Raw genomic sequence first — 11,852 nt, forward strand, 5'->3', positions numbered from 1 at the left:
GGGCGGTTCAATCGCACGCGCCTACCCTGAATGGGGTGGACGCACCCGAACTGATCCGACTCCTGACGCAGCGGCGGGTCGCCGTCCTCACCGGTGCAGGCATGTCGACCGACTCCGGCATTCCCGACTACCGGGGGCCGGACTCACCGCCCAGCAACCCGATGACCATCCGGCAGTTCACCTCGGACGCCGAGTTCCGCCGGCGGTACTGGGCCCGCAACCACGTGGGCTGGCGACACATGGCCGACACGCTGCCCAATGCCGGACACCGCGCGCTGGCGGCGTTGGAGCGGGCGGGGGTGGTCACCGGAATCATCACGCAGAACGTGGACCTGCTGCACACCAAGGCCGGCAGCGTTCGCGTGGTGAACCTCCACGGCACCTATGCCCAGGTGGTCTGCCTGGACTGCGGGCTCGTCATGTCCCGGACGGCGCTGGCCGAGCAGCTCGAGGCGCTCAACCCGGGCTTCATCGAGCGAGCCGAACGCCTCGGCGGCATCGCGGTGGCGCCGGACGCCGACGCGACGCTCGAGGACACGTCGACGTTCCGGTACGCCGACTGCCCGCGGTGCGGCGGCATGCTCAAACCCGACATCGTGTACTTCGGCGAGAGCGTGCCGAAAGCCCGTGTCGACGCGGCTTTTTCAATGGTCGACGATGCCGACGCACTGTTGGTCGCGGGCTCGTCGCTGACGGTGTTCTCGGGCTTGCGGTTCGTGCGGCGCGCGGCGGCGACGGGCAAGCCCGTCGCGATCATCAACCGTGGCGCCACGCGCGGTGACGACCTGGCGACGGTGAAGATCGACGGCGGCTGTTCGGAGCTACTGGCGCTGGTCGCCGACGAATTGGCCCTCTCGGCGCGCTGAGCCGCCCTAGAACGTCACGGGCATGGCGCGGATGGCGTGCACGAAGTTGCCCTGCAGGTACTCCGGGGTGCCCGCGGTGATCGTGGGCGTCTGCCGGAGCAGCTCGCCGAAGATCGCGCGCAGCTGGGCGCGCGCGACGTGCGCCCCGAGGCAGAAGTGGCGTCCCCCACCGCCGAAGCCCACGTGGGGATTGGGCTTGCGGCCCAGGTCGAGCCGCTCGGGCGCGTCGAAGACCTCGGAGTCGAAGTTGCCGGACGGGTAGAACATCACGACCTTCTCCCCCTCGGCGATGGCCTGCCCACCCAGCTCGCAGTCGCGTGCGGCGGTGCGCCGGAACGTCATCACCGGCGACGCCCAGCGGACGAGTTCCTCGACCGCACTGCCGATGCGCTCGTCGAAGTCTGCGGTCAGCCAGGCGCGCTGCTCGTCGAAGTCGGTGAGGGCCTTCAGTCCGTGGCTGGTGGTCTGGCGCGTGGTGTCGTTGCCCGCGACGGCCAGCAGCACGAAGAACGCCGCCACCTCGGGGTCGGTCAGGCGGTCGCCGTCGACCTCGGCGTGCACCAGCGCGCTGATCAGGTCGTCGCCCGGGTTGGCGCGCCGATCGGCCGCCAGCTGCCCGGCCACCTGATGCAGGTACATCTGTTGGGTGACCAGCACCTCGAGCGGGTTGCGGCCCGCCAGGTAGACCGGGTCGCCCCACGACACCAGCGCATCGGCGGCGTGCGCGACCTGCTCGCGTTCGGATTCCGGTATGCCGACCATGTCGGCCAGCGTGCGAATCGGCAGTTCCTTGGCGCAGAGGTCGACGAAGTCGGCGCCGTCGCCTGCCGCCTTCAACTCGGCGACGATGTCGCGGGCGTTGGCCTTGATCGAGTCCTCGATCCGGCGGACCTGACGGGGTGTGAACGCCGCGTGCACCACCTTGCGAATCATGGTGTGGCGCGGGGCATCCATCGCCAGGAAGGACTGTGAGGCCTCCAGCAGTTCCTCCGGAACGTTGTCGAACAGCACGCCCTTGCCGGACAGGAACGTCTCGCTGTCGCGGCTGACGGCCACGATGTCGGCGTGCCGCGTGACGGCCCAGAAGCCGGGGTCGGCGGGGTCGTGCATCAGGGCGTCCTCGACCGGCCGGTGCCAGCTGACGGGCCGTTCGGCGCGCAGCGTCGCGAACGACCGCTCGCGCTCGGTGGCGGTGGTGGACCAGAACGCTCGAGACGAGAGGTCGACGGGGTCATAGGCGCGATCGGTTGTGAGCGGCGTCACGGTCATAACGCCAGACGATATGCCTAGACACTGTGTCTAGTCAAGCCGCCCGGGGGGTCGATATGCTGGGCCGATGCCGTCCGTGACGCGCAGGTCGCAGTCCTCCCGGCAAGAGCGCCGGGAGCGCATCGAACGCCAACTGCTCGACGCCACCGAGCGCCTGATGAGCGGCGGCGCCAGCTTCACCGAACTCAGCGTCGACCGCCTGGCCACGGAGGCCGGGATCTCGCGTGCCAGCTTCTACGTGTACTTCGAGGACAAGGGCGACCTGCTGCGCCGCCTCGCCAGCCAGGTGTTCGCCGATCTCGCCGACGGCGCCCAACGCTGGTGGCAGGTCGCCGACCGCCGACGACCCGAGGACGCCCACGCCGCGATGGCCGCCGTCGTCGCCGCCTACCGGCACCATCAGCCGCTCCTGGTGGCGCTGTCGGAGATGTCCGGCTACGACCCCCTGGTCTCCGCCACCTACAGCGACCTCATCGGGCAGATCGCCGGCCGGCTGGGCCAGGTCATCGAGTCCGGCAAACACGACGGCGTGATCCCCGCCGGCGTCGCCACGGAGTCGACGGCGCTCGCCCTCACGTGGATGGTGGAGCAGACGTGCCAGAAGACGCTGCCCGGCCGGCCGGACACCTACGACGCCGAACTCGCCGCGACGCTCACCCGCATCGTCTGGGCCGCGCTCTACTACGAGTGATTCGTGCTCGAGCGCGAATGCGCGTGCACGAATCGCTACGTGGCGACGAGGTCGTCGGCGTGCACCGCGGGCCGCCGCATCTCGGCGGGCAGGTCCGACGTGGACCGACCGATCATGGTCTGCAATTCCGCGGCCTCGTAGGCCACGACGCCGCGCGCCACGGTGACCTCCTGCGCGTTGCGCAACTCGACGACGTCGCCGCCGTGGAACCGGCCCGACACCGCGGTGATGCCCGCGGGCAGCAGCGACCGCCGCTTGTCGAGCACCGCCCGCACCGCGCCGTCGTCGAGCACCAGCACGCCTGCGGCCTCCGCCGCGTAGCGCACCCAGAACCGGCGTGCCGACATGCGTTCGGCGCGCGGAGCGAACACCGTCCCCACCGACGCGTCCGACAGCGCGGTCGCGGCGTCGGCGGCCGCCGCCAGCAGCACGGGCACGCCGGCGTCGGCGGCCAGCAGGGCCGACGACAGCTTGGACGCCATGCCGCCGGTCCCCAGCCGACTACCGCCCCCGGCGACCACACCGTCCAGATCATCCGGAGCGGCCACCTCGGGGACGAAGCGCGCGTTGCCCTTTCGCGGGTCCGAGTCGTAGAGACCGTCGATGTCCGACAGCAGGATCAACGCGTCGGCGCCCACCAGCTGAGCCACCAACGCCGAGAGCCGGTCGTTGTCACCGAACCGGATCTCGTTGGTGGCCACGGTGTCGTTCTCGTTGACGATGGCGACCGCGTGCAGGGCACGCAGCCGGTCCAGCGTGCGCTGCGCATTGTTGTGTTGCACGCGCATCGAGATGTCGTGCGCGGTGAGCAGCACCTGCCCCACCGTGCGCTCATAACGCCCGAACGCAGTACTCCACGCGTTGACCAGCGCCACCTGCCCCACGCTGGCGGCCGCCTGCTTGGTCGCCAGGTCCGTGGGTCGCTTGGTCAGCCGCAGCGGCTCGATACCCGCTGCGATGGCGCCCGACGACACGATGACCACGTCGGAGCCGGCGCGCATCCGCGCCTCGATGGCATCCACCAACGTGGCCAACCGGCTCTCGTCGAACATTCCCGCGGGGGTCGTCAGAGCGGTGGTGCCGATCTTGACGACGACGCTGCGCGCATTGCGAATAGCACTGCGATGCAGGCTCATTCGTCGGAGTCTCCATCGTCGGAACCGTCCGACCGACGACGCTGCGCTCGGGCCGCCTTGCGGTCGGTGGCCGACACGCGATCGGTCTGCTCGAGCCGCACGTCGGTGCCACGACCGGACATCTGCATGTCCACGCCCGCCGGGGTCTGCGGTTCCCAGTCGAAGGTCATGTCGCCGATCGTCACCGCGCAGCCCGATCGGGCGCCCAACTGCAGCAGCTGGTCCTCGACGCCGAGACGGGCCAACCGGTCACCCAGATAGCCGACGGCCTCGTCGTTGTCGAAGTTGGTCTGCGCCACCCAACGCTCGGGCCGGATGCCGCGCACCACGAAGCCACCCTCGCCGTCGGGAGTCACGGTGAAGCCGCTCTCGTCCACCGGGATCGGGCGGATCACCGGACGACGCGGCGCGACCGCCGGTTGCGCGGCGCGGTAGGCGTTGACCATGTCGGCGAGCGCAAACGTCAACGGACGCAGCCCGTCCCGACTCACCGTCGACACCTCGAACACGGGCCACCCGTACCGGCGGGCCACCTCGTCGCGGACGAACTCCGCCATCTCGCGCGCATCCGGCACGTCGATCTTGTTGAGCACCACGGCGCGGGGACGTTCCGCGAGATCGCCGAGCGTCGAATCGCCCTGGAGCGTGGGCGTGTAGGCGGCCAGTTCCGCCTCCAGCGCCTCGATGTCGGAGATGGGATCGCGGCCGGGCTCCATGGTGGCGCAGTCGACGACGTGCACCAGCACCGCGCAACGCTCCAGGTGCCGCAGGAACTCCAGGCCGAGGCCCTTGCCCTCGGACGCGCCGGGAATGAGCCCGGGCACGTCGGCGACGGTGAAGGTGTGGTCGCCGGCGGACACCACGCCGAGGTTGGGGGCCAGCGTCGTGAACGGGTAGTCGGCGATCTTGGGCTTGGCCGCCGAGATCACCGACACCAGGGAGGACTTGCCGGCCGACGGGAAGCCGATCAGGCCGACGTCGGCGACGGTCTTGAGTTCGAGGGTGAGGTCACGGGCCTCGCCCTTCTCCCCCAGCAGCGCGAAGCCAGGCGCCTTGCGGGCGCGCGACGCCAACGCCGCATTGCCCAGGCCGCCCCGGCCACCCGCGGCCGCCGCGAACCGGGTGCCCGCACCGACGAGGTCGGCCAGCATGCGACCTTGCTCGTCGAGGACGATGGTGCCGTCGGGGACACGCACCTCGAGATCGGCACCGGCCGCCCCGTCGCGGTTGCTGCCGGCGCCCTGCTTACCCGACGGTGCGACGACGTGCGGATGGAAGTGGAAGTCGAGCAGGGTGTGCACCTGCGGGTCGACGACGAGCACCACGCTGCCGCCGCGACCGCCGTTGCCGCCGTCGGGACCGCCGAGCGGCTTGAACTTCTCGCGATGCACCGACGCGCAGCCGTTGCCGCCGTTTCCGGCCCGCGCATGGATCACCACGCGGTCGACGAATCGAGGCATATCCGGTGTCCCTTCCCAAACAGTGAAGCTGCTACGAGAGATCCCGAGGGACTCGCAGCAGCTTCACGTTCGCGGAAGTCCTCGGGTGATCAGGCTTCCGGTCGGGCCACGCGCACGATGTTCACGGTCTTGCGACCGCGCTTGACACCGAACTCGACGGCTCCGGGAGCGGTCGCGAACAGGGTGTCGTCGCCACCGCGGCCGACGTTCACGCCCGGGTGGAAGTGAGTGCCGCGCTGCCGGACCAGGATCTCGCCGGCCTTGACGACCTGACCGCCGAACCGCTTGACGCCGAGTCGCTGTGCAGCTGAGTCACGACCGTTGCGCGAGCTGGAAGCGCCCTTCTTGTGTGCCATTTCGTCGCCTCCTGTGCTTACTTGATTCCGGTGACCTTGACGACCGTCAGCTTCTGACGGTGGCCCTGCCGCTTGTGGTAGCCGGTCTTGTTCTTGAACTTGTGGATGCGGATCTTCGGACCCTTGGTGTGCTCGAGCACCTCGCCGGTGACCGCGACCTTCTCCAGGTCCTTCGCATCGGTGGTGACCTTCGCACCGTCGACGACGAGCGCAACGGGCAGCGAGACCGAGTCGCCGGCTTCGAGTTCCAGCTTCTCGATCTTGACGATGTCTCCCACGGCGACCTTGTACTGCTTGCCACCGGTCTTGACGATTGCGTAAGTCGCCATCGTTCTCGTTTCTTCCTCTACGTCGCTATCCGGGCGCGCGCCACCCGAAGGCTGCGAGCGCGGGTCTGGGGTGCCGGCCCTGGTGTGAACCTGTCACCAGCACGGTCATCGGCCCGAATTCCGCACCGGGGCCGACAGACAACTGCTCAAGGTTACGTGACCAGCGGGTAAGGGGTCAAACCGCCGGTCGCGTGCGCCGAGTCAGGCGTCCTGCGCCGGCGGACCGGCCGGTCGAGCGGCCGCCCTGCGACGCCGCGGCCGCGTGCTGACCGCTGCATATCGTCGCTCGTCGGTGTCGTCGTCGGTGTCGTCGTCGGTGTCGTCGTCGTCCGAGTCGTCGTCGTCCGAGTCGTCATCGTCGTCGGAATCGTCGTCGTCATCCGAGTCGTCCGAGTCGTCGTCGTCATCCGAGTCGTCATCGTCGTCGTCATCCGAGTCGTCATCGTCGTCCGAGTCGTCGTCGATGACGTCGAGGTCGTCCTCGTCCTCGTCGGTGTCGTCCTCGTCGGTGTCGTCCTCGAAGTCACCGTCGTCCAGATCGTCCGCGTCGACCGCCACCGCTGTCGCGGTGGTCTCGTCGTCCTCGGTCACGGTCTCGTCGTCGGACGGCTCGACCGAGTCGTCCCCGTCCTCGTCCTCGTGGCGACCGTTGGCTGCGGCCATCGCCTTGAACATCGGGTGCTCGCCGGGGCCGTGCGACGGCACCTTGGCCACCGCAACCTCTTCGGTGCGAGCGGCCGCGCCGTTCTTCTTGCCCCGCTTGCCCCGACGGCCGCCGCCGCCCCCGCCGTTGTTGTTGTTGTCGGACTTCGCGCGCCCGGCCATCGCCGACGCGGTGTCCACCGGGTCGCCGTGAAGGACGATGCCGCGGCCGGCGCAGTGTGAACACGTCGTCGAGAACGCCTCGATGAGCCCGGTACCCAGACGCTTTCGCGTCAGCTGCACCAGCCCCAGCGACGTCACCTCGGACACCTGGTGACGGGTGCGGTCGCGGGCCAGCGCCTCGGTGAGGCGACGCAGCACCAGGTCGCGATTCGACTCGAGCACCATGTCGATGAAGTCGATGACCACGATGCCGCCGATGTCACGCAACCGCAGTTGCCGCACGATCTCCTCGGCGGCCTCGATGTTGTTGCGCGTCACCGTCTGCTCGAGGTTGCCCCCCGAACCGGTGAACTTTCCGGTGTTGACGTCCACGACCGTCATGGCCTCGGTGCGATCGATGACGAGCGTGCCACCCGACGGCAACCACACCTTGCGGTCCAGCGCCTTGGTGAGCTGCTCGTCGATGCGGTGCACCGCGAACACGTCGGGGCGAGAGCCGCCCCCCTCGGTGGTGGTCTCGTACTTCGTCATACGCGGGAGCAGCTCGGGCGCAACGGCGTTGACGTAGTCGTCGATGGTCTTCCACGCGTCGTCACCGGAGACGATGAGGCGCGAGAAGTCCTCGTTGAACAGGTCGCGGATCACCTTGACCAGCACGTCGGGCTCTTCGTAGAGGGCGACGGCGGCGCCGGCCTTCTTGCCCGTGATCTCGGCAGCCTTGGCCTCGATCTGGTTCCACCGCTCCTGCAGCCGGTTGACGTCGGTGCGGATGTCGTCTTCCTTGACGCCCTCGGAGGCCGTCCGGATGATGACGCCCGCGTCGGAGGGCACCACCTCGCGCAGGATCTCCTTGAGCCGCTGCCGTTCGGTGTCGGGCAGCTTGCGGCTGATGCCGGTGGACGACGCGCCCGGCACGTACACCAGGTAGCGGCCGGCCAGTGAGACCTGGGTGGTCAGCCGGGCACCCTTGTGGCCGACGGGATCCTTGCTGACCTGGACCACGACGTAGTCGCCAGGCTTGAGCGCCTGTTCGATCTTGCGTTGTGCGCCGCCGAGGCCTGCGGCCTCCCAGTTGACCTCGCCGGCGTAGAGGACGCCGTTGCGGCCGCGGCCGATGTCGACGAACGCGGCCTCCATCGACGGCAGCACGTTCTGCACGATGCCCAGGTAGATGTTGCCCACCAGCGACGCCGACGCCGCCGACGTCACGAAGTGCTCGACGACGACGCCGTCTTCCAGCACGGCGATCTGGGTGTAGCGGGAACCCTCGTGCGGCGGTTCGGTGCGCACCTTGTCGCGCACCACCATGACGCGTTCGACGGCCTCGCGGCGTGCGAGGAACTCCGCCTCGGACAGGATCGGGGGCCTGCGGCGCCCCGCGTCGCGACCGTCCCGGCGGCGCTGCCGCTTGGCCTCGAGCCGTGTCGACCCGCTGATGCCCTGGATCTCGTCGGACTTGTCCGGCTTCTCGGCGCGCTCCCGCGGCGCCCGCTCGTGCACGACGGTGTTCGGCGGGTCGTCGGGTGAGGCGACGTCGTCGGAGTCGTTGGTGCCGGACTTGCGCCGACGACGGCGGCGGCGCCGGCGGCTGCCGCCCTCGCCACCGGCGGAGTCGTCGTCCCCGCCGTCATCGTCGGCGTCGTCGTCGGCCTCGGCGGTCTCGCCGGTGTCGTCGTCGCTGTCTCCGTCGCCGGCCTCGTCGGCGCTCTGCTCCCCACGACCGCGGCCACGGCCACGGCGGCCACGGCGGCGGCGCCGGTTGCTCGGCCGGTCAGAGGAGTCGTCGTCACCGTCGGACGAGGCATCCTCGTCGTCGGTGTCGTCGGTGTCGTCGTCGGTGTCGTCGTCCTCGTCGTCCTCGTCGTCGGGCCGGTAGGTGACGGGTTGGGGCGCAACGAACAGCGGCAGGTAGGCAGCGGCAGGCGCGGGTGCCGGTTCCGGGGTCTCGAGCATGAGCCGCGACTCCGGCTCGTCGCCCTCGACGAACTCGGCCCTGACGAACTCGGCGGACACCTCGAGTACGTCCACGACAGTGTCGAACTCGACGACCGCCTCGTCCGAGGTGTCGGACCCGGCCACCGCGTCGGCGTCGAACTCGGTGTCGTCACCGGGTTCGACCACGGCGATCGCATCCTCGGGCGCGTCGGTAGGCGCATCCTCGGCGTCGGCCACGGGTGCGGCGGGCGCCTCGTCGACCGTGTCGGCGGCGGCGCCGCCGACCTCCTGGCTCTCCCCCGTCAGCTGCTGGGCAGACTGATCAGGGTCGAGCTGGATGCCTTCCGGCTGGTCTTCTGACGTGTTGTCGTAGGGCGCATCCTGGGCCACGAATTCTCCTCGAGCCCCCGGGCGCGTCGTGTCGACGCGGCCACGCGAGGGCTTCCGCTATGGGCTCGAGGTGGACCCCCGAGCTTGTATGGTCTCGCTCCGACCGGCCGGTGAAGGCCCTCGGTGCCTGGCTGAATGATGGCTGGACGGTCGGCGCCGCACCGGTCTGGTGGTCGCGCACGTCTAAGTCTTCATCCGGGCGTCCGGTTCTGGTATGAATCCGGTCACCCGCGCCCAGTATCCCATACCCGCGGGGGAAATCCGACGAGGTGCCGTCGGAGGGGGGCTCGGGCAGCTAACCCTCGGGGAACCAGAGGGCGATTTCGCGGGCCGCCGACTCGGGCGAATCGGAGCCGTGCACCAGGTTGTCCTGCGTGACGAGGGCCAGGTCACCGCGGATGGTTCCGGGGACGGCCTTCTCCACCGGATCGGTGCCGCCGGCGATCTGACGGAAGGCGGCGATGGCGCGCGGGCCCTCGACGACGGCGGCCACGACGGGGCCCGAGGTGATGAACTCCAGCAGCGACCCGAAGAAGGGCTTGTCCGCATGCTCGGCGTAGTGCGCGCTGGCCAGCTCCTGGCTGACGTTCTTGAGTTCGAGGGCCGCGATGGTCAGCCCCTTGCGCTCGATTCTGCCGAGGATCTCGCCGACGAGCTGGCGCTTCACGCCGTCGGGCTTCACCAATACCAGGGTCCGTTCAGTCACGGCGGACAGCGTACCGGTCAGTCCTGAACGTCTTGCTGCCCCGGCAGCAATCCCCGCTCCTGCCGGCGCTTGACCTCGGCGCGCAGGTAGGCGATCAGCAACCACACCGCCCCGAAGATCAGGCCGATGAACCCCACGCCGAGGTTGATGACGGCGCCCGCGATCACCACGAGCTGCAACGCGAGGTTGGCCTTCAGCGCCCAGGGCCTGCCCTGTACGCCGGCCATCAGGACGAACACGACGGCCAACCCGACCAGGTAGCCGCCGGACCACACCGTGAGCCCGCCGGAGGCGAAGGACACCACCGGCAGCGCCAACAGCACCACGATGGCCTCCAGGATGAGCGTGCCCGCCATGACGCCGCGGAAGCTCTTCCACGGGTCGGGCGGCGCCTGGGGCGGCTCGTCGTCCCTGGCGGAGTTCATGGCGGCGTTCATCGAGGATCCCGTCCGAAGAGCGTGCGTGCGGCGCCCGCGGTGACGACGGAGCCGGTGATGACGATGCCCGAGCCGGAGAACCCCACCTCGTCGTCGTTGGCGCCCTCGGCCTCCGCGATCGCCGTGGCGGTCTCGATCGCGTCCGCGAGCGTCGCCGCGGTGACCACCCGGTCGCTGCCGAACCGCTCCTCGGCCCGCAGCGCCAGCGCCTCGACCTCGAGGGCACGGGGCGACCCGTTGTGCGTCACCACCAGCACGTCGAACGCCGGCTCCAGCGCGGCCAGGATGCCGTCGACGTCCTTGTCCGCCATCACCGACACCACGCCGACGAGGTGGCGGAAGTCGAACTCCGCGGCCAGCGTCGCGGCCAGCGCCTCGGCGCCCGCCGGGTTGTGCGCCGCGTCGATGAAGACGGTGGGTGCACTGCGCATCCGTTCGAACCGCCCCGGGTTGACCACCGACGCGAACCCCGCGCGGACGGCATCCACGTCGAGTTGGCGGGACGCACCGGCTCCGAAGAACGCCTCCACGGCCGCCAGGGCCACCGCGGCGTTGTGGGCCTGGTGCTCGCCGTGTAGCGGCAGGAAGACGTCGGGGTACACCCCGCCGAGACCCTGCAGCCGGAGCACCTGCCCGCCGATGGCGACGGTCCGCTCGAGCACTGCGAACTCGGAGTCCTCGCGGGCGACGGCGGCGTCGGCGCGCACCGTTTGCGCCAACAGCACCTCCATGGCTTCCGGCGCCTGCTTGCCGATGACGGCGACGGTGTCGACGGGAACCAGCGCATCGGGGGCGCGTTTGATGATTCCCGCCTTCTCCGAGGCGATTTCGGCGATGGTGTCACCCAGATAGTCGGTATGGTCCATGCCGATGGGGGTGATGACCGCAACCGGGGCGTCGACGACGTTGGTGGCGTCCCAGCGGCCCCCCATGCCCACCTCGACCACCGCCACGTCGACGGGGGCGTCGGCGAACGCGGCGAACGCCATGGCGGTCACCACCTCGAACTTGCTCATCTTGGGCCCGCCGGCGGCCTCGGACTGTGCGTCGACGAGTTCGACGAAAGGCTCGATCTCGCGGTAGGTCTCGACGTAGGTGGCCGGGCTCACGGGCTTGCCGTCGATCGCGATGCGCTCGACGGCCGACTGCAGGTGTGGGCTCGTGGTGCGGCCGGTGCGGCGGTGCAACGCGATCAACAACGCCTCGATCAGCCGTGTCACCGACGTCTTGCCGTTGGTACCCGCCACGTGAATGGTCGGATAGCTGCGCTGCGGTGAGCCCAGCAGTTCCATGAGGGCGCTGATGCGGGTGGTGCTGGGCTCGAGTTTCGTTTCCGGCCAACGCTGGTCGAGCAGGTGCTCGACTTGGAGCAGCGCGGCGATCTCGTCCGGCGTGGGCTGGGACGGCGTGGGCTCAGACGGTGTGGACGGAGACGGTGTGAGTTCGGACATG

Annotated in this window: 11 protein-coding genes; 2 read left to right on the top strand and 9 right to left on the bottom strand. The window is 69.8% G+C overall.

The window, feature by feature from the left end:
• The first annotated feature begins 35 nt into the window (after window positions 1-35).
• Window positions 36-866, top strand: a complete 831-nt coding sequence (locus tag AC30CM_RS02020; RefSeq protein ID WP_490115151.1) for an NAD-dependent protein deacetylase — start codon at window positions 36-38, stop codon at window positions 864-866.
• 6 nt (window positions 867-872) lie between these two features.
• Here AC30CM_RS02020 and AC30CM_RS02025 read toward each other — a convergent pair whose 3' ends face one another.
• Window positions 873-2,135 (bottom strand): cytochrome P450, encoded by a 1,263-nt coding sequence (locus AC30CM_RS02025; RefSeq protein ID WP_490115152.1) that lies wholly within the window; start codon window positions 2,133-2,135, stop codon window positions 873-875.
• A 67-nt stretch (window positions 2,136-2,202) separates the two neighbouring features.
• Between AC30CM_RS02025 and AC30CM_RS02030 the strand changes: the two genes are divergently transcribed.
• Window positions 2,203-2,826 (top strand): TetR/AcrR family transcriptional regulator, encoded by a 624-nt coding sequence (locus AC30CM_RS02030; protein WP_490115153.1) that lies wholly within the window; start codon window positions 2,203-2,205, stop codon window positions 2,824-2,826.
• 35 nt (window positions 2,827-2,861) lie between these two features.
• Here AC30CM_RS02030 and proB read toward each other — a convergent pair whose 3' ends face one another.
• The 8 genes from proB to folC all read right to left on the bottom strand — a co-directional run bounded on the left by proB (window position 2,862) and on the right by folC (window position 11,851).
• The gene (proB, locus tag AC30CM_RS02035) at window positions 2,862-3,962 is read right to left on the bottom strand and encodes a glutamate 5-kinase (protein WP_490115154.1); all 1,101 of its coding nucleotides are present in this window, start codon (window positions 3,960-3,962) and stop codon (window positions 2,862-2,864) included.
• Window positions 3,959-5,422, bottom strand: coding sequence for a GTPase ObgE (obgE, locus tag AC30CM_RS02040; RefSeq protein ID WP_490115155.1), 1,464 nt, complete (start codon window positions 5,420-5,422; stop codon window positions 3,959-3,961). The genes proB and obgE overlap by 4 nt, the downstream gene beginning before the upstream one ends.
• An 89-nt stretch (window positions 5,423-5,511) precedes the next feature.
• Window positions 5,512-5,778: a 50S ribosomal protein L27 gene (gene rpmA, locus AC30CM_RS02045; protein ID WP_490115156.1), complete on the bottom strand. Its 267-nt coding sequence runs from the start codon at window positions 5,776-5,778 to the stop codon at window positions 5,512-5,514.
• 17 nt (window positions 5,779-5,795) lie between these two features.
• The gene (rplU, locus tag AC30CM_RS02050; RefSeq protein WP_490115157.1) at window positions 5,796-6,107 is read right to left on the bottom strand and encodes a 50S ribosomal protein L21; all 312 of its coding nucleotides are present in this window, start codon (window positions 6,105-6,107) and stop codon (window positions 5,796-5,798) included.
• Window positions 6,108-6,308: 201 nt separating this feature from the next.
• On the bottom strand, window positions 6,309-9,257 hold the full coding sequence (gene rne, locus AC30CM_RS02055) for a ribonuclease E (RefSeq protein WP_490115158.1): 2,949 nt from the start codon (window positions 9,255-9,257) through the stop codon (window positions 6,309-6,311).
• A 295-nt stretch (window positions 9,258-9,552) separates the two neighbouring features.
• Window positions 9,553-9,963 (bottom strand): nucleoside-diphosphate kinase, encoded by a 411-nt coding sequence (gene ndk / locus AC30CM_RS02060; RefSeq protein ID WP_490115159.1) that lies wholly within the window; start codon window positions 9,961-9,963, stop codon window positions 9,553-9,555.
• Between the two features lie 17 nt (window positions 9,964-9,980).
• Window positions 9,981-10,400 (bottom strand): DUF4233 domain-containing protein, encoded by a 420-nt coding sequence (locus AC30CM_RS02065; protein WP_490115160.1) that lies wholly within the window; start codon window positions 10,398-10,400, stop codon window positions 9,981-9,983.
• Window positions 10,397-11,851 (bottom strand): bifunctional tetrahydrofolate synthase/dihydrofolate synthase, encoded by a 1,455-nt coding sequence (folC, locus tag AC30CM_RS02070; protein WP_490115161.1) that lies wholly within the window; start codon window positions 11,849-11,851, stop codon window positions 10,397-10,399. The genes AC30CM_RS02065 and folC overlap by 4 nt, the downstream gene beginning before the upstream one ends.
• Window position 11,852: the final 1 nt, after the last annotated feature.

The organism is Mycobacterium sp. DHQP2018-32-09, from assembly GCF_058148405.1.

Bases quoted from the DNA above. Each gene is read 5' to 3' on its own strand.
- AC30CM_RS02025 (WP_490115152.1), bottom strand. From the start codon at position 2,135: ATGACCGTGACGCCGCTCACAACCGATCGCGCCTATGACCCCGTCGAC.
- AC30CM_RS02030 (WP_490115153.1), top strand. From the start codon at position 2,203: ATGCCGTCCGTGACGCGCAGGTCGCAGTCCTCCCGGCAAGAGCGCCGG.
- proB (WP_490115154.1), bottom strand. From the start codon at position 3,962: ATGAGCCTGCATCGCAGTGCTATTCGCAATGCGCGCAGCGTCGTCGTC.
- obgE (WP_490115155.1), bottom strand. From the start codon at position 5,422: ATGCCTCGATTCGTCGACCGCGTGGTGATCCATGCGCGGGCCGGAAAC.
- rpmA (WP_490115156.1), bottom strand. From the start codon at position 5,778: ATGGCACACAAGAAGGGCGCTTCCAGCTCGCGCAACGGTCGTGACTCA.
- rplU (WP_490115157.1), bottom strand. From the start codon at position 6,107: ATGGCGACTTACGCAATCGTCAAGACCGGTGGCAAGCAGTACAAGGTC.
- AC30CM_RS02065 (WP_490115160.1), bottom strand. From the start codon at position 10,400: ATGAACGCCGCCATGAACTCCGCCAGGGACGACGAGCCGCCCCAGGCG.
- folC (WP_490115161.1), bottom strand. From the start codon at position 11,851: ATGTCCGAACTCACACCGTCTCCGTCCACACCGTCTGAGCCCACGCCG.